General features: G+C 71.4%; 21 protein-coding genes. 9 read left to right on the top strand and 12 right to left on the bottom strand.

Going from position 1 to position 24,530, the window contains the following annotated elements; all coding sequences use genetic code 11:
- Positions 1–320 precede the first annotated feature (320 nt).
- The 4 genes from ASC60_RS37515 to ASC60_RS37500 all read right to left on the bottom strand — a co-directional run bounded on the left by ASC60_RS37515 (position 321) and on the right by ASC60_RS37500 (position 3,071).
- Positions 321–1,313: an immunity 49 family protein gene (locus tag ASC60_RS37515; protein WP_055558212.1), complete on the bottom strand. Its 993-nt coding sequence runs from the start codon at positions 1,311–1,313 to the stop codon at positions 321–323.
- 558 nt (positions 1,314–1,871) lie between these two features.
- Positions 1,872–2,021 carry a hypothetical protein gene (locus ASC60_RS42470; RefSeq protein ID WP_199831171.1) on the bottom strand — a complete coding sequence of 50 codons (150 nt, stop codon included), beginning with the start codon at positions 2,019–2,021 and terminating at the stop codon, positions 1,872–1,874.
- Positions 2,018–2,239 (bottom strand): DUF397 domain-containing protein, encoded by a 222-nt coding sequence (locus ASC60_RS37505; RefSeq protein ID WP_055558210.1) that lies wholly within the window; start codon positions 2,237–2,239, stop codon positions 2,018–2,020. Before ASC60_RS37505 ends, ASC60_RS42470 begins: the two co-directional genes overlap by 4 nt.
- Position 2,240: 1 nt before the next feature.
- Positions 2,241–3,071 (bottom strand): helix-turn-helix transcriptional regulator, encoded by an 831-nt coding sequence (locus tag ASC60_RS37500; protein WP_234357312.1) that lies wholly within the window; start codon positions 3,069–3,071, stop codon positions 2,241–2,243.
- Between the two features lie 234 nt (positions 3,072–3,305).
- Between ASC60_RS37500 and ASC60_RS37495 the strand changes: the two genes are divergently transcribed.
- Both ASC60_RS37495 and ASC60_RS37490 read left to right on the top strand, forming a co-directional pair.
- Positions 3,306–3,617 (top strand): hypothetical protein, encoded by a 312-nt coding sequence (locus ASC60_RS37495; protein ID WP_055558208.1) that lies wholly within the window; start codon positions 3,306–3,308, stop codon positions 3,615–3,617.
- Positions 3,618–3,624: 7 nt separating this feature from the next.
- Positions 3,625–4,716: an NAD(P)-binding domain-containing protein gene (locus ASC60_RS37490; protein ID WP_055558207.1), complete on the top strand. Its 1,092-nt coding sequence runs from the start codon at positions 3,625–3,627 to the stop codon at positions 4,714–4,716.
- A gap of 9 nt (positions 4,717–4,725) precedes the next feature.
- Here ASC60_RS37490 and ASC60_RS37485 read toward each other — a convergent pair whose 3' ends face one another.
- From ASC60_RS37485 to ASC60_RS37450, 8 genes are all read right to left on the bottom strand, one after another.
- Positions 4,726–5,745 (bottom strand): LacI family DNA-binding transcriptional regulator, encoded by a 1,020-nt coding sequence (locus tag ASC60_RS37485; RefSeq protein WP_055558215.1) that lies wholly within the window; start codon positions 5,743–5,745, stop codon positions 4,726–4,728.
- Positions 5,746–5,848: 103 nt separating this feature from the next.
- A complete protein-coding gene (locus ASC60_RS37480; protein ID WP_055558206.1) occupies positions 5,849–6,883 on the bottom strand; it encodes a LacI family DNA-binding transcriptional regulator in 1,035 nt (344 codons plus the stop codon).
- Between the two features lie 13 nt (positions 6,884–6,896).
- Positions 6,897–8,324, bottom strand: coding sequence for a BNR repeat-containing protein (locus ASC60_RS37475; RefSeq protein WP_055558205.1), 1,428 nt, complete (start codon positions 8,322–8,324; stop codon positions 6,897–6,899).
- Between the two features lie 20 nt (positions 8,325–8,344).
- On the bottom strand, positions 8,345–8,665 hold the full coding sequence (locus ASC60_RS37470; RefSeq protein WP_055558204.1) for an L-rhamnose mutarotase: 321 nt from the start codon (positions 8,663–8,665) through the stop codon (positions 8,345–8,347).
- Between the two features lie 11 nt (positions 8,666–8,676).
- Positions 8,677–9,753 (bottom strand): rhamnose ABC transporter substrate-binding protein, encoded by a 1,077-nt coding sequence (rhaS, locus tag ASC60_RS37465; RefSeq protein WP_055558203.1) that lies wholly within the window; start codon positions 9,751–9,753, stop codon positions 8,677–8,679.
- Between the two features lie 29 nt (positions 9,754–9,782).
- On the bottom strand, positions 9,783–10,754 hold the full coding sequence (locus tag ASC60_RS37460; protein WP_055558202.1) for an ABC transporter permease: 972 nt from the start codon (positions 10,752–10,754) through the stop codon (positions 9,783–9,785).
- The gene (locus ASC60_RS37455) at positions 10,751–11,785 is read right to left on the bottom strand and encodes an ABC transporter permease (protein ID WP_055558201.1); all 1,035 of its coding nucleotides are present in this window, start codon (positions 11,783–11,785) and stop codon (positions 10,751–10,753) included. The genes ASC60_RS37460 and ASC60_RS37455 overlap by 4 nt, the downstream gene beginning before the upstream one ends.
- Positions 11,782–13,296, bottom strand: coding sequence for a sugar ABC transporter ATP-binding protein (locus tag ASC60_RS37450; protein ID WP_055558200.1), 1,515 nt, complete (start codon positions 13,294–13,296; stop codon positions 11,782–11,784). Before ASC60_RS37450 ends, ASC60_RS37455 begins: the two co-directional genes overlap by 4 nt.
- A gap of 200 nt (positions 13,297–13,496) precedes the next feature.
- Here ASC60_RS37450 and ASC60_RS37445 point away from each other — a divergent pair, with 200 nt between their 5' ends.
- The 7 genes from ASC60_RS37445 to ASC60_RS37415 are packed head-to-tail and all read left to right on the top strand — an operon-like array spanning position 13,497 to position 24,476.
- The gene (locus ASC60_RS37445) at positions 13,497–16,703 is read left to right on the top strand and encodes an alpha-L-rhamnosidase (RefSeq protein ID WP_055558199.1); all 3,207 of its coding nucleotides are present in this window, start codon (positions 13,497–13,499) and stop codon (positions 16,701–16,703) included.
- Between the two features lie 32 nt (positions 16,704–16,735).
- The gene (gene rhaI / locus ASC60_RS37440) at positions 16,736–17,896 is read left to right on the top strand and encodes an L-rhamnose isomerase (RefSeq protein ID WP_055558198.1); all 1,161 of its coding nucleotides are present in this window, start codon (positions 16,736–16,738) and stop codon (positions 17,894–17,896) included.
- Between the two features lie 57 nt (positions 17,897–17,953).
- The gene (locus ASC60_RS37435; protein WP_055558197.1) at positions 17,954–19,993 is read left to right on the top strand and encodes a bifunctional rhamnulose-1-phosphate aldolase/short-chain dehydrogenase; all 2,040 of its coding nucleotides are present in this window, start codon (positions 17,954–17,956) and stop codon (positions 19,991–19,993) included.
- A 46-nt stretch (positions 19,994–20,039) separates the two neighbouring features.
- Complete coding sequence (locus ASC60_RS37430) at positions 20,040–21,572, top strand: rhamnulokinase family protein (protein ID WP_267892864.1); 1,533 nt, start codon at positions 20,040–20,042, stop codon at positions 21,570–21,572.
- Positions 21,563–22,315: a (Fe-S)-binding protein gene (locus ASC60_RS37425; RefSeq protein WP_055558196.1), complete on the top strand. Its 753-nt coding sequence runs from the start codon at positions 21,563–21,565 to the stop codon at positions 22,313–22,315. The genes ASC60_RS37430 and ASC60_RS37425 overlap by 10 nt, the downstream gene beginning before the upstream one ends.
- Positions 22,316–22,344: 29 nt before the next feature.
- Positions 22,345–23,811 carry a lactate utilization protein B gene (locus tag ASC60_RS37420; RefSeq protein ID WP_055558213.1) on the top strand — a complete coding sequence of 489 codons (1,467 nt, stop codon included), beginning with the start codon at positions 22,345–22,347 and terminating at the stop codon, positions 23,809–23,811.
- Positions 23,812–23,816: 5 nt separating this feature from the next.
- Positions 23,817–24,476 carry an LUD domain-containing protein gene (locus tag ASC60_RS37415; protein ID WP_055558195.1) on the top strand — a complete coding sequence of 220 codons (660 nt, stop codon included), beginning with the start codon at positions 23,817–23,819 and terminating at the stop codon, positions 24,474–24,476.
- The last annotated feature ends 54 nt before the right edge of the window (positions 24,477–24,530 follow it).

Raw genomic sequence — 24,530 nt, 5'->3', positions numbered from 1 at the left:
GCGGCACTAGGACACGCCGTCGCTGGCAGCCTCGCTGCGGTGCCGCTCCAGGCGATCGACCGCTTGCGCCTCACTCATCCTTTGGCTCCGCCAACCCGCTCACGAACGATTGCCAGACACGGACTGAGGCTCGGCGCCGTCGGGGCTACCGGGGTCGCAGGGCGTGGAGATCCGGCAGATGGCGTTCGCCGACGTGGGGCAGGGTGGCCTTCCGTCCTCGGCTATCGCACAGACGTACGCGCTGCCTCGATGAGGACGAGTCCGTCTCCACGACGATGTCCTGGATGTCGGGCCACCCCCACTTCCGCTCCCCGGGTGGCCTACTTGGCGACCCAGCGGCCCAAATTGTTCCGGTTCCCCTCCGCCGCCCGGCGCGGCGCGTCCGGCGATCCCAGCAGACCGTACGGCAGATACCCGGACCGGACACCGAGTTCCCACCCATGGACCTGGACGGCGAGGCAGGCCAGGGCGAGGGTGCCGAGGGGGAGGAGGGACCGGGGCGCGGGATCACCGGCATCGGCCTCGACGCTCTCCCGGTACGCGACCAGCCGGGCGACGAGGGCGTCCTCGAAGGCGTGCTGATCGTCGTCGAGAAGTACGCGGAGCAGCCGCTGGTCCGCACTCAGCGCGTCGCCGACCTCGTCAAGCCGCCGGGCGGCCTCCGTGCGCTCCCCGGCGTCCGGCTTGCGCAGCGGAACCGTAGGCCAGTCGCGGGGCAGATGCCCGGCCGCCTCGGTGAGATAGGGGCACAGGGCGTCCATGGCGGCGAGGTCGGCGGGGTCGGAGACGGAGGTGTACCGGTTGTAGGGCACGCCGTCGCGGATGGCGGGGGCGTAGTCGCCGCGCAGCAGCAGCCCGGTGACCCGCTCCCAGTCCCACACATGCCCGCTGACGACACACATCTCGAACATGTCGAGCCAGGTCCGCGCGGTGGGCGCCTCCTTGACGACGTCCCGGAAGGTGAGGGGCCCGTCCCCGAACTCGTCGTCGTCCGGGTCCGTGCTGATCCGCTCCCCGACGAGGGGGAACCGGAGTTCCTGGTCCCCGTTCGGGAAGCACATGACGCTCAGCACTCCGTGCACACACTCCGCGGCGGTGACGGCGACCGTGCCGGCCGCAGCGTCGAGCCCCGGCTCCGTCACCGCTCGCGCGGCGACATGGTCGAGCAGCTCGTCCGCCATGGCCCGGATCAGCGTCGGCGAGATGCTGCCGTACCGCAGCGAGTGCCACCGTGTGTAGGCCCGCCCGTCGATGTCGTCGAGCGCCTCGGCCAACCGCTGCTCGCCGACCTGATGGCATGTCACATTGCGCACGTACCCCGTCCCTTCATGAACTCCCCGACTGGACGAAGCACGTTATCAACGGGCACTGACAGCCCTAGAGCTACGCCGGACGTGGTCCTGGCCGACAAGGCCTGCTCGTCCCGCGCGATCCGCCCCCATCGCCGCCGGAGCGGGATCCAGCCGCTCCGCGCGGCGGCTGGGATACGCCCACATGCGGGTGGTGTCCGCGACACCCTTGAGCAGCTGCCGGTCTCCCTGCCCCGCGCAGCCGCCCTTCGGGGCGTCGCCGGACCGGCCGTACAGGGCCGCATACTCCTTGTCCGTCATGGCCCGGCCCTTCGGCCCGGCCACATCCAACGGGGCTTTCGTCGGGGCCCAGCCGTATCCCCACCGTTCGGCCTGGTCGAGATCGAGCGGCCCCAACGGCGTCCCACTCACGCTGAGGGCCAGGAGCGGCGACCCCGACGGCCCGAAACTCTTCGGGGGTTTCGGGTACAGGGGCAAGTCGGTGAAGCCCAGACCCACCATGCAGCGCTGCGCGAGGCGGTCCCGCGCCGTGTCGAACTCCTTGGTGGCCCGCTTGCCGACCTAGTACCGGTCGACGGGCAGCGGCGGCAGATCCTCCGCTTCCTTGACCTCCGGCACCTTTCCGCCTCCGGCTGGGGAGGAACCGGAGCCGCAGCCCGCCACGACCGCCATCAGCAGCAGTGGGGTGACGCGCCACCGCACCAACCTCATGCCCGATGGGCCCTTCTGACGTCGCTGACGAACGCGGTCCACGCGGCGGCCGGGACCACCAGGGCGGGGCCGGTCTTGTCCTTGGAGTCGCGAATGCCGATCTCGGCGGTGCGGTCGAGGTGGGTGATCTCGACGCACCCCGTGCCGTTGTTTTCGCTGTACGAGGACTTGAACCAGGCACTTTCCGGGGCGACGTCAGGTGCTATGCGGTGACTCATGTCAGATCTCCCGTGCTAGTTGTTGTAGGAATGCGGGCGTCTCGCCGGGCGCGAGGGCACCCGCTCGCAGCGCTTCGAACCTGCGGGAGAAGGACCAGATGGTCGTCTCCTTGTCGCTGATGTCCGACCCGTCGATCGCGTCGGTCTGCACCACCGCTGGAAGCGGACCGCCGAACTCCCAGAGGTTGAAGTTGGCACCGGTCCTGTAGGTGGCCGTGACCATCGGAAGGATCTGCACCGTGACGTTGTCGAGCTGCGCCAGAATCCGGATCTCCTCGTACTGCTCACGCATGACATCCGGGCCGCCCACGACTCGTCGCAGTGAGGCTTCGTCCTGGATGACCCAGAGTTCCAGCGGGTTGTCCCTGCGCGTGAGGGCCTTCTTCCGCTCACTACGGATCTGGATGTGGCGCTCAACGAACTCCGTGGTGGTCTCCTCAACCGGCTTGGCGGCCTGGAACAGTTCCCTCGCATAGCGTTCCGTCTGCAACAAGCCAAAGACCACGTTCGGCTGCCACGTCCGGCTGGTGCGGGCTCCGCTCTCCAGGCCGATGTACATCCCCATGCCGGACGGAAGCACACTTCGGTAGATGGACCACCAGCCCCGGTTGAGGGAATCACGGTGGACCTGCATAAGGAAGTCCACGTCATCCTCGTCCTCGACTCCGTAGCGGTCCAGGAGAGTTCGCAGTTCGGCAGCGGTCTTGAGGCCGGTCAGCCCGTTCTCCACGCGATGGAGCTTCGAGGGGGAGAACGTCAACCCGTCCACCGCCTCCGCAAGGGTGAATCCGGCTTTATCTCTCAACCGCTTGAGCTCCCAGCCGAGTTGCATGCGACGGACGGTGGGTCCTGTTGGTGCTGCCACGAGTATGCCTCCCGGTGGGTTGAGCCTGCCATGCCGTGGTGGGAGTTCAGAGTCTGGCACCGGGAATCCTCTTTGTTCTGACAACAGCCCACTCGGTCATATATGCCATCTCAAGCGAGAATTTCAATCGCTCTTGCACGACAACTCTCACAACCTCAAAGCTGGTTCCGTCATCACCACCCCCTTCCCTGGAGCCGCCCCATGCCCTCCCCACGCCCCCGCCTCCTGCCCTGGCCCGCGGAGAACGGCAAGCCCTGCTACCTCGTCTCCGACGACTCCGGCGCGGGCTACATCGCACGGCTCGCCGACGAGATGGAGACCGTCCAGCTCCGCACCGGAGCCGAGCTGCTGGCGCACGCGCGGCCGCTCCTCCGGGACCGCAAGGCGCACACCGGTGAGCTGCGCTTCGTGGGGCATCGGCTCGCCGAGGCGCTGCATGACGCGCTGCGGGTGGCCGAGAGCCGGGGCATGCGGCTGGAGGACCGGGAAGAACCGGCACCGGAGCGGGGTTAGCGGAAGCATGAACAACGTGGACGTCGTGGTCGTGGGCGCCGGGCAGGCGGGGCTGTCCGGGGCGTATCACTTGCGGCGGGCGGGGTACGAGCCGGGCACCGGATTCGTGGTGCTCGACCACTCCCCCGCCCCCGGCGGGGCGTGGCAGTTCCGGTGGCCGTCGCTGACGTACGGCAAGGTGCACGGGATGTACGACCTGCCCGGCATGCGGCTGACCGGCGACGACGCCCCTCCCGAACGGCCGTCGTCCGAGGTGATCCCCGCGTACTTCGCACGCTACGAGCGCGCCTTCGACCTGCGGATCGTACGACCCGTGCACGTCACCGCCGTACGTGACGGCGACGACGGCAGGCTGCTGGTCGAGACCTCGGCCGGGACGTGGTCCGCCCGCGCGCTGATCAACGCGACCGGCACCTGGGACCGCCCCTTCTGGCCGCGCTACCCGGGGCAGGAGACCTTCCGGGGGCGGCAGCTGCACACCGCGCAGTACCCGGGTCCGGAGGCGTTCGCCGGGCAGCGGGTGATCGTCGTCGGGGGCGGGACGTCCGGGGTGCAGCATCTGCTGGAGATCGCCGAGGTGGCGGCCTCGACCACCTGGGTCACCCGCCGCCCGCCGGTGTTCCGCAGCGGACCGTTCGGCCAGGACCAGGGGCGGGCGGCGGTGTCGCTGGTGGAGGAGCGGGTGCGGCGGGGGCTGCCGCCGCAGAGCGTGGTGTCGGTGACCGGGCTGCCCATGACAGAGGCGATGGAGCGGGCCCGTGCGCGGGGCGTGCTGAACCGGCTGCCGATGTTCGACCGCATCACCCCGGACGGGGTGAGCTGGGCGGACGGCCGCACGGTGGCGGCAGACGTCATCCTGTGGGCCACCGGCTTCCGCGCCGCGATCGACCACCTGGCCCCGCTGCGGCTGCGCGAGCCGGGCGGCGGGATCGCGGTGGAGGGGACCCGGGCGGTGCGGGACCCGCGGGTGCACCTGGTCGGCTACGGGCCGTCGGCGAGCACGATCGGCGCGAACCGGGCGGGTCGGGCCGCCGTACGGGAGATCCGGGCGCTGCTGGACGGGGCCCTTCAGCCGGTGGGCGCGGGTCCGGGCGCGTAGGCCCCGGGCCTACGCGCCCGGCTTCGGCGCCAGCGTGGAGTCCCGTACGACCAGTTCCGGCTGGAGGACGATCCGCTGGTGGCGGTGGGCGTCGGCGTCCTCGCCGGTCTCCTCGATCAGCAGATCCGCCGCCGTACGCCCCATCCGGAACGCGGGCTGGCGCACCGAGGTGAGCGGCACCGCCGCGGCCGCCGCGAACTCGATGTCGTCGTACCCCACCAGCGCCACCTCGCCCGGCACCGAGATCCCCGCCGCGAAGAGCGCCTGGAGCACCCCCAGCGCCAGCAGGTCGTTCGCGCAGAACACCGCGGTCGGCCGGGGCGAGATGCCCAGCAGCCGCGCCCCGGCGTCGCGGCCCGCCGCCACGTCCAGCCGCTCGGCCTCGATGTGCAGCAGCGCCTCCGGCGGCAGGCCCTCCTCGGTGAGCGCGGCGAGCGCCCCGGCGCGGCGGTCCTGGCACTGCGGCAGGTGCGTCGGGCCGCTGACGTACACCAGCCCCCGGTGGCCCTGGGCGATCAGATGGCGGACGGCGAGCGCGCCGCCCTCGATGTCGTCGACCGACACCGAACAGCCGTCGGCGCTGGGCACCTCGCGGTCGACGAGGACGAAGGGGATGTCGTGGCGGCGGAAGTTCTCCAGGTTGCCGCCGGTGGCGTCGGCGGGGGTCACCAGGACGCCGCGCACCCGGTGCTCGGCGAAGAGCCCCAGGTAGTCGGCCTCCTCGTCGGGGCTCTGCGCGCTGTTGCACACCATGACGCCGAGGCCCGCGTCCCGGGCGGCGCGCTCGGCGCCGCTGGCCACGTCCACGAAGAAGGGGTTCGCCATGTCGAGCACCAGCAGCGAGATGATCCGGCTGCGCCCGGCGCGCAGCTGGCGCGCGGATTCGCTGCGTACGTAACCCAGCCGCTCGATCGCGGCCTGCACCCGGTCGCGGGTGGCCTCGGCGACCATCTCCGGCCGGTTGATCACGTTCGAGACGGTGCCGACGGACACTCCCGCCTGCCGCGCGACGTCCTTGATCCCCACCATGCGTCCCACGACCTCGGCCTCCGCCTTCCCGCGGCCCACCTCGGCCGCGGGACCCATGCTATGGCGTGAGCGGCACGGATTTCCTCCACCCCGCCCGCCGCCGTCACGTGCCGTGCACGGTACGGGCCAGGCTCGATCCGCGGACGACGAGTTCGGGTCGCAGGACGATCCGCTGGTGCCGATGGTCATCGGACCCCTCGCCCGTCTCCTCGATCAGCAGCTCCGCCGCCGTACGACCCATCCGGAACGCGGGGCGGCGCACCGAGGTCAGCGGCACCGCCGCGGCCGCAGCGAACTCGATGTCGTCGTACCCCACCAACGCCACCTCGCCCGGCACCGACACCCCCGCCCCGTACAGCGCCTGTAACACCCCCAGCGCCAGCAGGTCGTTCGCGCAGAACACCGCCGTCGGCCGCGGCGCCATGCCCAGCAGCCGCGCCCCCGCGTCCCGGCCGCCCGCCACGTCCAGCCGCTCCACCTCCACATGGCGCAGCGCGGCCTCGGCGACGCCCTCCTCCCGCAGGGCGGTCAGCGCGCCGGTGCGGCGGTCGCGGCACTGGGCGAGGTGCATCGGGCCGCTGACGTACGCCACCGAGCGGTGCCCCTGGCCGAGGAGGTGGCGGGCGGCGAGCGCGCCACCCTCGATGTCGTCCACCGACACCGAACAGCCCTCGGAGCTGGGCACCTCGCGGTCCACGTAGACGAACGGGATGCCGTGGCGCCGGAAGTTCTCCAGGTTGCGGCCGGTGGCGTCGGCGGGGGTCACCAGGACGCCGCGCACCCGCTGCTCGGCGAAGAGCCCCAGGTAGTCGGCCTCCTCCCGGGCGCTCTGCGCGCTGTTGCACACCATCACCCCGAGGCCCGCCTCGCGCGCCGCGCGCTCGGCGCCACCGGCCACGTCCACGAAGAAGGGGTTCGCCATGTCGAGCACCAGCAGCCCGACGATGCGGCTGTGGCCCGCGCGCAGCTGGCGGGCGGACTCGCTGCGCACATACCCCAGCCGCTCGATGGTGGACAGCACCCGGGCCCGGGTCTCCTCGGACACCGAATCCGGGCGGTTGATGACGTTGGAGACCGTGCCGACCGAGACCCCGGCCTCCTTCGCCACCTCCTTGATCCCTACCGCATGGGCTCTCAAGCCACCCCCTCTCCTAGCCCGGCAGTCGGAAGTCGATGACGCGGAGGGCCGAGGGCGTGGTGCCGCTCGACTTCCGCTGGTACATGAACGACAGCACACCGTCCTGGGCGAGGCGGGTGTCGTCGACGACGACCTCGCCGAAGGCGTTCAGCCCGCTGCCGTCGAAGAGCGTCTTCCAGTCGGTGTACCCCGAGGCGCTGGACGCGGCCACGATGCGGCCGTAGGGCATGACGGCGTAGGCGTTGTCGTACTTGTCGAAGGCCAGGTGGGTGCGCTGGCTGGAGTTGAGGGCTTCCGGGATCTCGGTCTTCTTCCAGGCGCCCGCGGCGTCCTTGAAGAGGTGGAAGGCGCGGCCGCCTGCGGTGCGGTCGGTCACGTAGTCGGTGGTGCACTGGCCGAAGCGGCCGGGGACGTAGCTGATGACGGCGTGCGGGCGCCCGGCGGAGTCGGTGGCCTGGCTCTCCTGGTTCATCAGCGAGTGGTCGGGGCCCAGCGGATCGACGACCGTGCCGGTGTCGTTCACGGTCACCTTGTCGGCGCCGCCGGTGGTGCCGACCACGGTGCCCGCCGCGTTGCGCCAGGTGCGGCCGCGGTCGGTGCTGTAGACATAGCCGGTGTCGTGGTTGGTGAGGCCACCGGCATCGCACATCACCGCGTTGTTCTGCTCGCGCCACGTGTAGAAGGCGTGCAGCCGGCCGTCCGAGCCGTAGTCGATGCCGTGCAGATACATGTTGCGGGCGGTGCTGGAGCCGTGCTCGCTGGTGTACGTGCCCGTGGACGCGGACCATTCGCCGAGCGCGGTCCACTTGGTGCCGTCGTACTCGGCCAGCGCGTTGCGGCCGTTCCCGGACACCCCGACCCGGTAGCTGAGCTGGAGGCGGCCCTCGGGGGTGGCCACGAACTGCGGGTACGTGAACTGGGAGGTGAGCGCGAGCCCGTCCAGGGTGGTCTGCACCGTGCCGAACTGGGCGCTGTTCCACGCGTGTCCGGCGGGGTCGTCCAGCAGTCCGGCCACCGACTTCACGTAGAAGAAGCCGCTGCTGTGCGAGTCCATGGTGAGGTGCAGCCGGCCGTCGACGCGCGAGATCCCCATGGAGATCACGTTGTGGGAGTCGTCGGCGGTGAGCTGGTGCGCCAGCCGGACGGTCTGCCAGTCCGCCCGGCCCAGCGCGCGGCGACCGATGACGGCGGTGCGGTCGGCGGTGTACCAGACGGCGTACTGGTAGCCCTTGTAGGTGAGCAGCCCGTTCTTCTGGAACGCGTTGTTGTTGACCAGGCCGTTGTAGGACTCGAAGTAGATGGCCTTCGGGTCGAGCTGGGTGTCGGCGACCTTGCTGACCGCCGGGCCGGGGGCCGCGGCGGTCGCGGCCGTCGCGTTTCCGGCCGGAATGGCGGCGGTGAGGAGGGCAGTGGCCAGCGCGGCGACGGCCAGGGGTCTCATCTGCGTATGTCTCCGTGTTCTCAAGCGAGGTGGAACACTTCGGTGAGCGGTGTCATGGCCTCATCCGGCTTGGCGCCGTCCAGCGCTTCGAAGAAGCCAGCCATCTCCGCCTGCCACCGCGCGTTGACGTCGGTGGCGGCCATCGCGGCCTGTGCCGCCGCGAAGTCCTCGGTCTCCAGATAGCCGACCAGCAGCCCGTCCTCGCGCAGGAAGAGCGAGTAGTTGTGCCACCCGGCCCGGGACAGCGCCTCCAGCATCTCCGGCCACACGGCCTCGTGCCGCTCGCGGTACTCGGCCAGCCGCTCCTGGCGGACCTTCAGCAGAAAACACACACGCCGCATCACGGGCCGCCTCAGAAGTGGTACTTGTCGATGTTGGACTTGTCGAAGACGGTGGGCGGCCCGAGGATGACCTCGCCCTGCTTGCCGATCGTGTACTCACCGAGCTTCCCTGCCTTGAACTTCTCCCCCTCGGCCCCGGTGATCTGCCCGGAGGCGAGCGCGGCCGCGGCGTACGAGCCCAGGTACCCCAGCTTCCTGGGGTCCCACAGCGCGAACTGCTCGACGGTGCCGTCCTTGACGTACTTGCGCATCTGGTTCGGCGTGCCGAGGCCGTTCAGCACGACCTTGCCCTTGTAGGAGGAGTCGCTGATGTAGCGGGCGGCCGCGGCGATGCCGACCGTGGTGGGCGAGATGATGCCCTTGAGCCCCGGGTACGCCTTCAGCAGGCCCTGGGTCTCCTGGAACGACTTCTGGTCGTCGTCGTCCCCGTACACCGTCTTGACCAGCTTCATGTTCTTGTACGCGGGCTTCTTCAGCTCGTCCTTCATGAACCCGATCCAGGTGTTCTGGTTGGTCGCGTTCTGGGTGGCCGAGAGGATCGCGATCTCGCCCTTGTAGTCGAGCTGCTTCGCCAGGTGCTTCACCTGGCTGCGGCCGATCTCCTCCGAGCCGGCCTGGTTGATGAACACCTGGCGGCACGCCGGGGCGGTGTCCGAGTCGTAAGCGACGACCTTGATGTTCTTCTTCATGGCCTGCTTGAGCGGGCCGCACACCGCGTTGGGGTCGTTGGCGGCGATGAGGATGGCGTCCTGCCGCTGCTGGACCAGGGTGTTGATGTACGACACCTGGGAGGAGGCGCTGGCGTCGGACGGGCCGACCTCCTTGCCCTTGCCACCGAACTCCCGGGCGGCGCCGATCCCCGAGGTGTCCAGGATCTTCAGGTACGGGTTGTTGATCTGCTTGGGCAGGAAGGCGAGCTTCAGCCCCTTCTTCAGCGGGGCGTCCGGGTCGGCCTTGGCATCGCTCTTGGCGGGGCCGCTGTTGTCGGTGTCCTTCTTGGTGGTGCCGCCGCAGCCCGCGAGCGTGACGGCGAGGGCACAGACCGCGGCGGCGGTGGCGACGACGCGGCAGCGTCCAGGAGTAATCATGAAGAGACCTTTCGCGGTGCGTGGGTGGGTCAGCTGGTCGGGGCGGCGGCGCGCCGCTGACGCCAGGCGCTCACCGTGGCGATCATGCGGGGAGCGAGGACGGACGCCACCAGCAGCAGCCCGGTGACGATCACCTGGACCTCGTTGGCCACGTCGTTGAGGGTCAGCAGGTTCTTCAGCACGCCGATGAGCAGCACCCCGGCGACCGCGCCGAACAACGTCCCCTTGCCGCCGTCGAAGTCGACCCCGCCCAGCAGGACGGCGGCGATGACCAGCATCTCGAAGCCCTGGCCGTTGTCGGCGCGGGCGCTCCCGTACCGCAGGGTGAACACCACCCCGGCGAAGGCCGAGACCAGGCCCGCCACGACGAACAGCAGCAGCTTGATCCGTTTGACGCGGATGCCCGCGAAGTACGCGGCGTCCTCCTGGGCGCCGATGGCGAACAGCGACCGGCCGAGCCTCGTGGAGTGCAGCACCACGGCGGCGACGAGGGCCAGCACGATGAACAGCGCCACCGGATAGGTGAGGAAGGTCCCGGGCACGGTGGTGGTGTCGACCGCCCACTTCGCGTACGTCTCGGGGAAGTCGGTGATGGCGTTCGAGCCGAGCACCACCGAGGCCAGCCCCCGGTACAGCGCGAGCGTGCCGATGGTGACGGCGAGCGACGGCAGCCCGACCCGGGTGACGAGCCAGCCGTTGAGCAGCCCGCCCGCCACGCCGACCAGCAGCACGAGGGGCACGATGGTCTCGAACGCCCAGCCCTGGTCCCACAGTTCACCGGTCAGCGCGCTGGACAGCCCCAGCATCGAGGCCACCGACAGATCGACCTGCCCGGCCACCACCAGCAGCGTCATCGGCAGCGCCATCAGCGCGACCTCGGCGATGTCGTTGAAGGCGAAGGCGAGGTTGTCGCGGCTCGCGAAGCCGTCCGTCGTACCGAGCCCGGTGACGAAGACGGCCACCAGCAGCACCCCGACCGCGGTGTCCCACCTCAGCTTCATCGGGCGCTCCTCTTCCTCAGCGCACGGGTCATGCGCACGTTCACGATCCGGTCCACGCTGATGGCGGCCAGCAGCAGCGCGCCCGCGATGGCGTCCGCCCAGAAGGAGTCGACCTTCAGCACGGCCAGCGCGCTGCCGATGGTGGTGAGCAGCAGCGCGCCCAGCGCGGCGCCCCACACGGTGCCGGTGCCGCCGACGATGGCGACGCCGCCGACCACGACCGCGCTGACCACGGTCAGCTCCCAGCCGTGGGCGTTGTCCGCGACGACGGTCCCGAAGCGGGCCAGCCACAGCGCGCCCGCGAAGCCCGAGACGGCGCCGGAGAAGAGGTACGCGCCGAGCACCCGCCGCCGGATGGGCACCCCGGCGAGCCGGGCGGCCTCGGGGCTGGAGCCGATGGCGTACAGCTCCCGGCCGCTGCGGTACGTCCGCAGGAAGTACGCGGTCCCGGCGAGCACCGTCGCGGAGATCAGCGGCAGATACGGGATGCCCAGCACGCTGCCGCTGCCCAGGTCCAGCACGGGCTGCGGCACGTCGGCGGCGTTGATCTGCTCGCCCTGCGCCCACCAGTAGTCCAGGCCCTGGATGATGTAGAGCATCCCGAGCGTGACCACCAGCGCGGGCACCCGGCCGAAGCTGACGAGCGATCCGCTGACCAGGCCGCAAGCCCCGCCGACGACGACGCCGAGCAGCAGCACCGTCAGCACCCCGTGGTCCGTCCCCGACACGAACTTTCCGCAGGCGAAGGCGGACAGGCCCACCACGGAGCCCACCGACAGGTCGATGTTGCGGGTGATGACCACGACGGACTGCCCGACCGCGAGCAGCACCAGGATCGCGGCGTTCAGAGCCAGGTCCTTGACGCCCTGGTCGTTCAGGAAGCGGGGCTCGGCGACCCAGGTGAACAGCACCAGCAGCACCAGCGCGCCCGCGATGCTGATCTCCCGCGCCCGGAAGACGGCGTCGACCAGTGAGCGTGCCGAGCGTTCGGTGTCCGGCGCCGGTGCGGGTTTGTCGACCGTGACCGTCATGCCGCCCTTCCCTTCGCCCCGAGTCCGGTGGCCGCGGCCATCACCGACTCCTCGGTGGCCTCGGCGCGCGGGATCTCGGCCACCATGCGGCCCTCGTGCATCACCAGCACCCGGTCGGCCATGCCGAGCACCTCGGGCAGATCGGAGGAGATCATCAGCACCGCGAGCCCGTCGGCGGCCAGCGACGACAGCAGCCGGTGCACCTCGGCCTTCGTCCCGACGTCGATGCCGCGCGTCGGCTCGTCCACGATGAGCACCGCCGGATCGGTGGCCAGCCACTTGGCCAGTACGACCTTCTGCTGGTTGCCGCCGGACAGCACCGCGACGTGGTCGCCGAGGCTGCCGTACTTCAGTCGCAGCCGCACCGCCCAGTCCGACGCCCGCCCGCGCTCCAGCGCGCGCTTGACCATCCCGGCGCGGCCCAGCCGGTCCAGGCCGGTCAGCCCGATGTTGCGTTCGATGGACATCTCCATGACCAGGCCGCGCTGGCGCCGGTCCTCGGGCACGAGCGCGAGTCCGGCGTCCATGGCGGCGGTCGGCGAGCCGGGCCGCAGCACCGTGCCGCCCACCCGCACCTCGCCCGCGTCCGCCCGGTCCACCCCGAAGACGGCCTGCGCGACCTCGCTGCGCCCGGCGCCGACCAGCCCCGCGAGCGCGACGATCTCCCCGCGCCGCACGTCGAACGACACGTCCCGGAAGACGCCCTCCCGGGTCAGCCTGCGCACCGACAGCGCCGTCTCGCCGACCCGCGTCCGCTGCTTGGGATACAGCTCCTCCAGGTCCCGGCCGACCATGCGGCGCACCAGGTCGTCCTGGGTCAGCCCGGCCAGCGGCTCGGACGCCACCCAGCGCCCGTCCCGGAGGGTGGTGACCCGCTGGCACAGCTCGAAGATCTCCTCCAGCCGGTGCGAGATGAACAGCACCGCCGCGCCCTCCGCGCGCAGCGCCTCGACGACCGAGAAGAGCCGGGCGGTCTCGCTGCCGGTCAGCGCCGCCGTCGGCTCGTCCATGATCAGTACGCGGGCGTCGAAGGAGAGCGCCTTGGCGATCTCGACGATCTGCTGGTCGGCGATGGACAGCCCGCGCGCGGGCCGGTCCGGGTCGAGGTCGACACCGAGGCGCGCCATCAGACCGGCGACCTGTGCCCGCACCGCCTTGTGGTCGATCCGGCGCAGCGGCCGCCGGGGCTGGCGGCCCATGAAGATGTTCTCGGCGATCGACAGATCGGGGAAGAGCGTCGGCTCCTGGTAGATCACGGCGATGCCCACGTCACGGGCGTCGGCGGGACCGTGGAAGACCACCGGCCGCCCGTCCAGCAGCACCTCGCCGGAGTCCGGCCGGTGCACCCCGGCCAGCGCCTTGATGAGCGTCGACTTGCCCGCGCCGTTCTCCCCGGCCAGGGCGTGCGCCTCACCCGCGAGAAGCTCCAGCGAGACGTCCCGGAGGGCCCGTACGGCGCCGAAGGATTTGTTCACCCCCTTGAGGGCGAGGACCGGAACAGTCTGGCTCACGGCGTCTCCTGAAGCACACGAATGAAATGTTTCAATCTGGATTCCGGGAAGCTAGCTCCGAGCCATGCACCCGTCAAGGGGGTGCGTGGCAGGTAAATCCCGTACCTGCGCGACCACTTGACGCACCCCGGCCATCGCCCCTACGGTCCAGGCGCCTGTAGATTGAATCGTTTTCATCCAGCCGTTCCTGGAGGAAGCCCGTGATCAGCAGACGCCACCTGCTCGCCACCACCGCTGCCACCGGTACGGCCCTCACGGGTCTGCCCGCCCTCACCCCGACCGCCGCCGCGGAGAGCCGCCCCACCGCGGGACTGCGGATCCGGAGCACCACCGTCGAGTACGCCACCCATCCGCTCGGCCTGGACACGCCCCGACCCCGGCTGAGCTGGATCCTCGAATCCGACGCCCGCGACCAGTCGCAGAGCGCCTACCGCATCCGGGTCGCCACCTCCCCGGACCGGCTCGGCGACCCCGACGTCTGGGACAGCGGCAAGCGGACGTCGAGCCGGTCGGTCCTGGTCGACTACGACGGTCCCGCCCTGCGCCCCCGCACCCGCTACCACTGGTCCGTGACCGTCTGGGACGACCGCGGCCGCCCCTCCCCGTGGTCCGCCCCCGACTGGTGGGAGACCGGGCTGCTCGGCTCCGGGCAGTGGCAGGCGCGCTGGATCACCGCGCCCACCGAGGTGACCGCGCCCCCGCGGCTGGACGGCGCCACCTGGATCTGGTTCCCCGAGGGCGATCCGGCCGCCGACGCCCCGGTGGCCACCCGCTGGTTCCGCTCAGCCGTCCGGGCGACCGGCACCGTCCGGCGCGCCCGCCTGGTGGTGGCCGCCGACGACGGCTTCACCGCGTACGTGGACGGCACCGAGGTCGCTACCCGTGAGGCGCTGGGCGTGGCCAAGGCGTGGGCCCACCCGGTCACCGTCGACGTCACCGAACACCTGCGGCAGGGAGCGGCCACGCTCGCGATCGCGGCCACCAACGCCGAGCAGGGCCCGGCCGGTCTGCTGGCCACCCTGGAGCTGACCACCGAGGACGGCGCCACCCACCACCACACGGACCGGACCTGGCGCACCACCGACCAGCGGCCACCCGCCACCTGGACCTCCCCCGGCCACGACGACAGCGGCTGGACGGACGCCAAGGAACTGGCCCCCTGGGGCAGCGGGCCGTGGGGCACGGTGCTGCCGCAAGCGTCGCCCGCCCAGCTGCGCCGCACCTTCACGCTCGCCCGCAAGCCCGTCGCCCGCGCCCGGCTGTACACCACGGCGCTCGGCCTGTACGAGGCCCACCTCAACGGCGTCCGCGTCGGCCACGACCAGCTGACCCCCGGCTGGACCGACTACCGAAGGCGCGTGCAGTACCAGACGTACGACGTCACCCGTGCGCTGCGGCGCGGCGCCAACGCCCTCGGCGTGACCCTCGCCCCCGGCTGGTACGCCGGAAACGTCGCCTGGCTCGGCCAGCACCAGTACGGCACCCGCCCGGCGCTGCTCGCCCAGCTGGAGGTCACGTACACCGACGGCAGCACCGAGCGCGTCACCACCGACCCCGAGTGGCGCGCCGCCACCGGCCCGTTGGTGACCGCCGACCTGCTGATGGGCGAGGCGTACGACGCCCGCGGGGAGACCCCGGGCTGGACCGCACCGGGCTTCGACGACACCGGATGGCGGCCCGCCACCACCGCCGAGAACATCACCACCGAGGTGGTGGCCCAGGTCGACGCGCCGACCCGGGTGGAGCGCGAACTGACCCCGGTCAAACGCACCGAACCCACCCCGGGCGTCCACGTCTTCGACCTGGGTCAGAACATGGTCGGCAGTGTCCGCCTCAGGGTCTCGGGACCGGCCGGCCGCACGGTCCGGATCCGCCACGCCGAGGTGCTGAACCCCGACGGCACCGCGTACACGGCCAATCTGCGCACCGCCCACCCCGTCGACACGTACACCCTGAAGGGCGGCGGCACCGAGACCTACGCACCGCGCTTCACCTTCCACGGCTTCCGCTACGTCGAGGTCACCGGCTACCCCGGCACACCGCCTCTCGACGCGGTGACCGGCCGGGTCATGCACACCGCCGCCCCGTTCACCATGTCCTTCCACACCGACGTGCCGATGCTCAACCGGCTCCACTCCAACATCACCTGGGGCCAGCGCGGCAACTTCCTGTCCGTCCCCACCGACACCCCGGCCCGCGACGAACGGCTCGGCTGGACCGGGGACATCAATGTCTTCTCCGGCACGGCCGCGTACACCATGGAGTCGGCCCGCTTCCTCACCAAGTGGCTTCAGGACCTGCGCGACGGACAGGGCGCGGACGGCGCCTTCCCCGATGTGGCACCGGTCGTCAGCGGCCTCGGCAGCGGCACCGCGGGCTGGGGCGACGCCGGGGTGACCGTCCCCTGGAACCTGTACCAGCGTTACGGCGACACCCGGGTGCTGCGCGAGAACTGGACCGCCATGCGCGGCTGGATCGCGTACCTGGAGAAGCACAGCTCGGACCTGCTGCGCCCCGCCGAGGGCTACGGCGACTGGCTCAACATCGACGCCGAGACCCCCAAGGACGTCATCGGCACCGCCTACTTCGCGCACGCCACCGACCTCGTCGCCCGCACGGCACACGTCCTCGGCGAGGACCCCGCCCACTACGAGGACCTGCTGGCCCGCGTCAAGGACGCGTTCACCGCCGCGTACGTCTCCGCCGACGGCCATGTCAAGGGCGACACCCAGACGGCCTACGTCCTGGCGCTCTCCATGGACCTGCTGCCCGCCGCCCTGCGCCGCCCTGCGGCCGACCGCCTCGTCGCCCTGATCGAGGCCCGCGACGGGCACCTGTCCACCGGCTTCCTCGGCACCCCGCGGCTGCTCCCGACGCTCACCGCGACCGGCCACACCGACCTCGCCCACCGCCTCCTGAAGCAGCGCACCTTCCCCTCCTGGGGGTACCAGATCGACCGGGGCGCGACCACGATGTGGGAGCGCTGGGACTCCATCAAGCCGGACGGCGGCTTCCAGGACGTCGGGATGAACTCCTTCAACCACTACGCCTACGGCTCGGTCGGCGAGTGGATGTACCAGCACATCACCGGCATCGCCCCCGCCGCCCCCGGCTTCCGCCGGATCCTCATCCGGCCCCGCCCCGGCGGCGAGGTGCGTTCCGCCGAGGGCCGCCACGACTCCCCCTACGGGCCGATCGCCACCCGCTGGTCGCAGCGGGACGGGGAGTTCACCCTCTCCGTCTCGGTACCGGTCAACACCACCGCCGAGATCTGGGTGCCCGCACGCCGCGCATCCGACGTGACCCAGCGGGGCGCCCGGTTCCTGCGGCTGTCCGACGGCTGCGCGGTGTACGCCGCGGGCTCGGGTGCGTACCGCTTCTTGACGCGCACCGACCTGCGCGATTAGCTTTCTTGAATCGTTTCATATCGAGGAGACCCATGTCTGACGTTCCGGCCGTGAAGGCGGCCCTCAAGAGCCAGGCGATCGAGACGCCGTCATGGGCGTACGGCAACTCCGGGACCCGTTTCAAGGTCTTCGCCCAGCCGGGCGTCCCCCGCACCCCGCAGGAGAAGCTGGACGACGCCGCACAGGTGCACGCCTTCACCGGTGTCGCCCCCACCGTCGCCCTGCACATCCCCTGGGACAAGGTCGACGACTACGCGGCACTCGCCAAGCACGCCCAGGAGCGCGGGCTGAGGCTGGGGGCGATCAACTCCAACGTCTTCCAGGACGACGACTACAAGCTGGGCTCGGTCACCCACCCCGACCCGGCGGTCCGCCGCAAGGCCGTGGGCCACCTCCTGGAATGCGTCGACATCATGGACGCCACCGGCTCCCGCGACCTCAAGCTGTGGTTCTCCGACGGCACCAACTACCCCGGCCAGGACGACATCGCCGCCCGCCAGGACCGCCTCGCCGAGGCCCTGAGCACCGTCTACGACCGCCTCGGGGACGACCAGCGCATGCTGCTGGAGTACAAGTTCTTCGAGCCCGCCTTCTACACCACCGACGTCCCGGACTGGGGCACCGCCTACGCCCACTGCCTGAAGCTCGGCCCCAAGGCCCAGGTGTGCGTGGACACCGGCCACCACGCCCCGGGCACCAACATCGAGTTCATCGTCGCCCTGCTGCTGCGCGAGAAGAAGCTCGGCGCCTTCGACTTCAACTCCCGCTTCTACGCCGACGACGACCTCATGGTCGGCGCCGCCGACCCCTTCCAGCTCTTCCGCATCATGTACGAGGTCCACCGCGGCGGCGGCCTCACCTCGGACATCGCCTTCATGCTCGACCAGTGCCACAACATCGAGCCCAAGATCCCGGCGATCATCCGCTCCGTGATGAACGTCCAGGAGGCCACCGCCAAGGCCCTCCTGGTCGACCGCGGCGCCCTCGCCGCCGCCCAGCGGTCGGGCGACGTCCTCGGCTCCAACGCGGTCCTGATGGACGCGTACAACACCGACGTGCGCCCCCTCCTCGCCGAGGTCCGCGAGGAGCTGGGCGTCGACCCCGACCCCATGGCCGCGTACCGGGCCTCCGGCTGGGCGGAACGGATCGTCGCGGAGCGCGTGGGCGGCCGGCAGGCCGGCTGGGGCGCCTGATCCCATCCCGCCACGAAACCCACTGACACAGGTCCGCACCCCACCCATGAGGACGACATGACCGCAGAACTCCACCCCGAGGCGGCCACGCTGCTGGAGCGGAGCCACCGCCTCGGTGCCGATCCGCGCAACACCAACTACGCGGGCGGCAACACCTCCGCCAAGGGCACCGACACCGACCCCGTCACCGGCCGGGACGTCGAGCTGATGTGGGTCAAGGGCTCGGGCGGCGACCTGGGCACCCTCGCCCCGGCCGGACTCGCCGCGCTGCGCCTGGACCGCCTCCGCGCGCTCACCGGCGTCTACCCGGGGGTGGAGCGCGAGGACGAGATGGTCGCCGCGTTCGACTACTGCCTCCACGGCAAGGGCGGCGCGGCGCCGTCCATCGACACCGCCATGCACGGCCTGGTCGACGCCGCCCATGTGGACCACCTCCACCCCGACTCCGGCATCGCCCTCGCCTGCGCCGCCGACGGCGAAGCGCTCACCAAGGAGTGCTTCGGCAACCAGGTGGTCTGGGTGCCCTGGCGCCGCCCCGGCTTCCAGCTGGGCCTGGACATCGCCGCCATCAAGGAGGCCAACCCGCAGGCCATCGGCTGCGTCCTCGGCGGCCACGGCGTCACCGCCTGGGGCGACACCTCCGAGGAGTGCGAGGCGAACTCGCTCCGCATCATCCGCACCGCCGAGGCGTTCCTCGCGACACGCGGCAAGGCGGACCCCTTCGGCGCGGTCGTCCACACCACCCTCCCCGAGGCCGAGCGCCGCGCCCGCGCCGCCGCGCTCGCCCCGGTGATCCGCGGCCTGGCCTCCACCGACCGCCCGCAGGTCGGCCACTACACGGACAGCGACACCGTCCTGGACTTCGTCTCCCGCGCCGAACACCCCCGCCTGGCGGCGCTGGGCACCTCGTGCCCGGACCACTTCCTCCGTACGAAGGTCCGCCCCCTGGTCCTGGACCTCCCCCCGGACGCGCCACTGGACGAGGCGATCGACCGCCTGCGCGTGCTCCATGCCGCGTACCGCACCGACTACGCGGCCTACTACGACCGCCACGCCACCCCCGACTCCCCGGCAATGCGCGGCGCCGACCCGGCGATCGTGCTGATCCCGGGTGTGGGGATGTTCAGCTACGGCAAGGACAAGCAGACGGCCCGGGTCGCGGGCGAGTTCTACGTCAACGCCATCAACGTGATGCGGGGCGCCGAAGCGGTCTCGTCGTACACGCCCATCGAGGAGTCGGTGAAATTTCGCATCGAGTACTGGGCGCTGGAAGAGGCCAAGCTCCAGCGCATGCCCAGGCCCAAGCCCCTCGCGACCCGCATCGCCCTGGTGACCGGCGCGGGCTCGGGCATCGGCAAGGCCATCGCCCACCGGCTGGTGGCCGAGGGCGCCTGCGTGGTGGTGGCGGACCTGAACGCGGACTCGGCGACCGCTGTCGCCACCGAGCTGGGCGGCCCCGACAAGGCGATCGCCATCACGGCGGACGTCACCAGGGAAGACGACATCAAGGCGGCCTTCACCGAGGCGGTCCTGGCCTTCGGCGGCGTGGACCTGCTGGTGAACAACGCCGGGATCAGCGTCTCCAAGCCGCTCCTGGAAACCACCGCCGAGGACTGGGACCTCCAGCACGACATCATGGCGCGCGGCTCCTTCCTCGCCTCCCGCGAGGCGGCCCGCGTGTTCATCGCCCAGAACATGGGCGGCGACATCGTCTACATCGCCTCCAAGAACGCGGTGTTCGCAGGCCCGAACAACATCGCCTACTCCGCCACCAAGGCCGACCAGGCCCATCAAGTACGCCTGCTCGCGGCTGAGTTGGGCGGCCACGGCATCCGCGTCAACGGGGTGAACCCCGATGGCGTCGTCCAGGGCAGCGGCATCTTCGCGGGCGGCTGGGGCGCGCGGCGCGCCGCGGTGTACGGCGTGCCCGAGGAGAAGCTGGGCGAGTTCTACGCCCAGCGCACCCTGCTCAAGCGCGAGGTGCTCCCGTCCCATGTGGCGAACGCGGTCTTCGCGCTCACCGGCGGCGACCTGTCGCACACCACGGGCCTGCACATCCCGGTCGACGCGGGGGTCGCGGGGGCGTTCCTGCGCTGACGCGACCTTCCCGACCGCACCCACGTCAACTGACCACGAGGTTTACGTGCCACCCACAGAACACCGCTTCGCCGCCGTGGACCTCGGTGCGTCCAGCGGACGCGTCATGGTCGGCCAGGTCACCCCGGACACGCTGACGCTCCACGAAGCGCACCGGTTCCCCAATGAACCGGTGCGCCTCTCCGGCACCCTGCACTGGAACATCCTGTCCCTCCACCAGGGCGTCCTGAACGGCCTCAAGGCGGCGGCCGCGGCCGCCGCCACCCCCCTGACCAGCATCGGCATCGACACCTGGGCGGTCGACTACGGCCTCCTCGACGCCACCGGCGCCCTGCTCGCCAACCCCGTCCACTACCGCGACACCCGCACCGCCCGCGCGGCGGACAAGGTCGCGGCGGCCCTCCCGCCCCGGGCCCTCTACGCGGCCACCGGCCTCCAGTACCTTCCCTTCAACACGATCTACCAGCTCATCGCCGCCCAGGGCACCCCCGCCCTGGCCGCCGCCCACCGCCTGCTCCTGATCCCGGACCTCATCTCGTACTGGCTGACGGGCGAGGCGGGCACGGAGCTGACGAACGCGTCGACCACCCAGCTCATCGACCCGCGCACCCGCACCTGGTCCGCCGACGTCGCGGAGGCCCTCGGCATCGACCTGTCGCTCTTCCCGCCGCTGCGCCGCCCCGGCGATCCGGCCGGGACCCTGCGCCCGGACGTCCTCACCGCGACCGGTCTCCCGCACCCCACCCCGGTGACGGCGGTCGGCTCGCACGACACCGCGTCCGCCGTCGTGGGTGTCCCCGCCGCCAGCCCCCGCTTCGCGTACATCGCCACCGGCACCTGGTCGCTGGCCGGTCTTGAGCTGGACGCACCGGTCCTCACCGAGGCGAGCCGGCGGGCGAACTTCACCAATGAGCTGGGTGTGGACGGCACGGTGCGCTATCTGCGCAACATCATGGGCCTGTGGATGCTCCAGGAGTCCCTGCGCACCTGGGAGAACACCGGCGCGGAGCACCATCTCCCCACCCTCCTCGCGGCGGCGGCCGAGGCCACCCCCCTCCGCTCCGTCGTGGACGCGGGCGACCCCGCGTTCATCGCCCCCGGCGACATGCCCGGCCGCATCGCCGCCGCCTGCCACCGCACCGGCCAGCCCGCCCCTCGTAACCCCGCCGAGACGACCCGCTGCGTCCTGGACTCCCTCGCCCTGGCCCACCGCCGCGCGATCGAGGACGCCGTCCGCCTGTCGGGCCGCACGGTCGACACGGTGCACATCGTGGGCGGGGGCGCGCACAACGCGCTGCTGTGCCGGCTCACCGCCGACGCCTGCGGCCTGCCGGTGGTGGCGGGCCCGGCCGAGGCGGCGGCGTTCGGAAACGTCCTGATACAGGCGCGCACGGCCGGAACGATCAGCGGCGGGCTGCCGGACTTGCGCGCACTGCTTCACAGCACCCAGCCGCTGAGGCAGTATGAGCCCACAGGTGATCACTCGGCGTGGGACAGAGCGGCTTCCCGCCTGGACAGCACACCGGTCACCGGGACCGAGGCGGCGGGACAGGGCCACGAGGAGGAACGGTGCGGGTAGCGCTCTTCATCACCTGCGTCAACGACACGCTGTATCCGCGCACCGGCCAGGCCGTGGTCACCCTGCTGGAGCGGCTGGGCGTGGAGGTGGACTTCCCACCCGAACAGAGCTGCTGCGGCCAGCCGCAGTTCAACACGGGCTACCGCCACGACACCGAACCCCTCCTGCGCCGCTACGCCACCGCCTTCCGCGGCTACGACTACATCGTCACGCCCTCCGGATCATGCGCCGCGATGGTGCGCGACAACTATCCGCGAATGGGGGCGCGGGCCGCCGCCGAGGGCCGGGGCCAGGAGCTGGCCGGCCTGGCCGCGACGGCCGCCCCGAAGACGTACGAGCTGACCGAGTTCCTGACCGGTGTCCTCAAGGTGACGGACGTCGGCGCGTACTATCCGCACACCGTGACGTACCACCCCACCTGCCACGGGCTGCGCATGCTCGGCCTGGGCGACGGGCCGCGGACGCTCCTCGCCGCGGTCAAGGGCCTGGACCTGGTGGAGCTGCCGGGCGCGGAGGAGTGCTGCGGTTTCGGTGGCACGTTCGCCGTCAAGAACGCGGCCGTGTCGGCGGCGATGGGCGCGGACAAGGCCCGCAACATCACCTCGACCGGCGCCGAGGCGGTCTGCACGGTCGACAATTCCTGCCAGATGCACATCGGCGGCACACTCGCCCGCCAGGGTTCGGCGGTCCGCCCCGTGCACATCGCCGAGATCCTGGCCAGCACCGAAGGGGACGTCTGGTGAGCGGAACCCACCAAGCCACCTACCTGGGCATGCCCGCCTTCCCGGCGGCGGCCGACGCCTCCACCCGCAACACCCAGCTGCGCGCCAACCTGCGCCACGCCACCCACACCATCCGCGCGAAGCGCGCCACGGCCGTGTCCGAACTGGACGACTGGCAGGGGCTGCGCGCCGCGGGCGCGGCCATCAAAGACCGCACGCTGCGCCACCTGGACCACTATCTGGAGCAGTTGGAGAGCGCGGTCACGGCGGCCGGGGGCCAGGTGCACTGGGCGGCCGACGCCGACGAGGCGAACCGGATCGTCACCGAGCTGGTGCGGGCCACGGGCGAGCGCGAGGTCGTCAAGGTCAAGTCGATGGTGACGCAGGAGATCGGGCTGAACGGCGCCCTCGCCAGCGCCGGGATCACCGCGTACGAGACCGACCTCGCCGAACTGATCGTGCAGCTCGGCGACGACCTCCCGTCCCACATCCTGGTCCCGGCGATCCACCGCAACCGCGGCGAGATCCGCGACATCTTCACGGAGCGGATGGCCGGATGGGGCCGCCCGGCCCCGGAGGGGCTGACCGACGCGCCCGCCGATCTGGCGGAAGCGGCCCGTCTCCACCTCCGCGAGAAGTTCCTGAACGCCAAGGTGGGCATCTCCGGCGCCAACTTCATGATCGCGGAGACCGGCACCCTGGTCGTCGTCGAATCCGAGGGCAACGGCCGGATGTGTCTGACCCTCCCCGAGACGCTGATCTCCGTCGTCGGCATCGAGAAAGTGGTCCCCACCTTCCAGGACCTGGAGGTGTTCCTCCAGCTCCTCCCCCGCTCCTCGACCGCGGAGCGGATGAACCCCTACACCTCCACCTGGACCGGCACCACGGACGGCGACGGCCCGCGCACCTTCCATCTCGTCCTGCTGGACAACGGCCGCACCGACACCCTCGCGGACACCGTGGGCCGCCAGGCGCTGCGCTGCATCCGCTGTTCGGCCTGTCTCAACGTGTGCCCGGTGTACGAGCGGGCGGGCGGCCATGCGTACGGCTCGGCGTACCCGGGCCCCATCGGCGCCATCCTCACCCCGCAACTGCGCGGCACCCAGAGCGAGTTGGATGCCTCCCTCCCGTACGCGTCGTCCCTGTGCGGCGCGTGCTACGAGGTGTGCCCGGTGGCCATCGACATCCCCGAGATCCTGGTCCATCTGCGCGAGCGGGTGGTCGAGGGCGGCCCGGCGTCGGTGCGCGGCACCCGCGCGGTCGTCAAGCCCGCCAAGGGCCACGCCGCGGAGCGGGCCGCCATGCGGGCCGCGCGCTGGGCCCTGGACCACCCCGGCGTGCTGCGCACCGGCCAGCGCCTGGCCGCCCGCACCCGCCGCTTCCACCCGCGCCGCCTGCCCGGGCCGGGGCGGGCGTGGAGCGACACCCGGGAGCTGCCGAAGGTGCCGGCGGAGTCGTTCCGCGACTGGTGGCAACGTACGCGGGGCACGTCTTCTGCTGGCCGAGATGCGAGGTGAACCCCATGAACCCATCCCCGTCCGGCTCCCGTGCCCTCGTCATGGCCCGTATCCGCCGCGCCCTGGCCGATGTTCCGCGCGCCGAGACACCGCCCGACGTGGCGGTCGACCGTACGTACCACCGCGTACACGGCGACCGCACCAGCGCCGAGACCGTCGACCTCCTCGCGGAGAACCTCGCCGACTACCGCGCGATCGTCCACCGCACCACGGCCTCCGACCTGCCCGCTTTGATCGCGGGCTTGCTCACCGCACGCGGCGCGACGAGCGTCGTCGCCCCGCCCGGCCTGCCCGCCGAGTGGCTGTCGGCCACGGACGTCGTACGGCTGACGGACTCCCCCGACCAGACCCCGCACGACCTGGACGACGTGTCCAGCGTGGTCACCGCCTGCGCGGTGGCCATCGCCGAGACCGGCACCATCGTCCTGGACGCCGACACCGACCAGGGCCGCCGCCGCATCTCCCTCGTCCCCGACCACCACATCTGCGTGATCCGCGTCCCGGCCCAGGTCGTGGACTCGGTCCCGCAGGCCCTCGAACGCCTCGACCCGGCCCGCCCGTTGACCTGGATCTCCGGCCCGTCGGCGACGAGCGACATCGAGTTGGACCGCGTGGAAGGCGTCCATGGCCCCCGCACTCTGGAGGCGGTCCTCGTAGCGGGCTGAAGCCCTCCAGGCATTCGAACACGCCGCATACCCTCCGTCGCTCGCGGTGACCGC

Source organism: Streptomyces sp. NBRC 110028 (assembly GCF_001417735.1).
In the GTDB taxonomy this organism is placed as follows: Bacteria; Actinomycetota; Actinomycetes; order Streptomycetales; family Streptomycetaceae; genus Streptomyces.
This window is presented reverse-complemented; position numbering and strand designations above follow the sequence as displayed.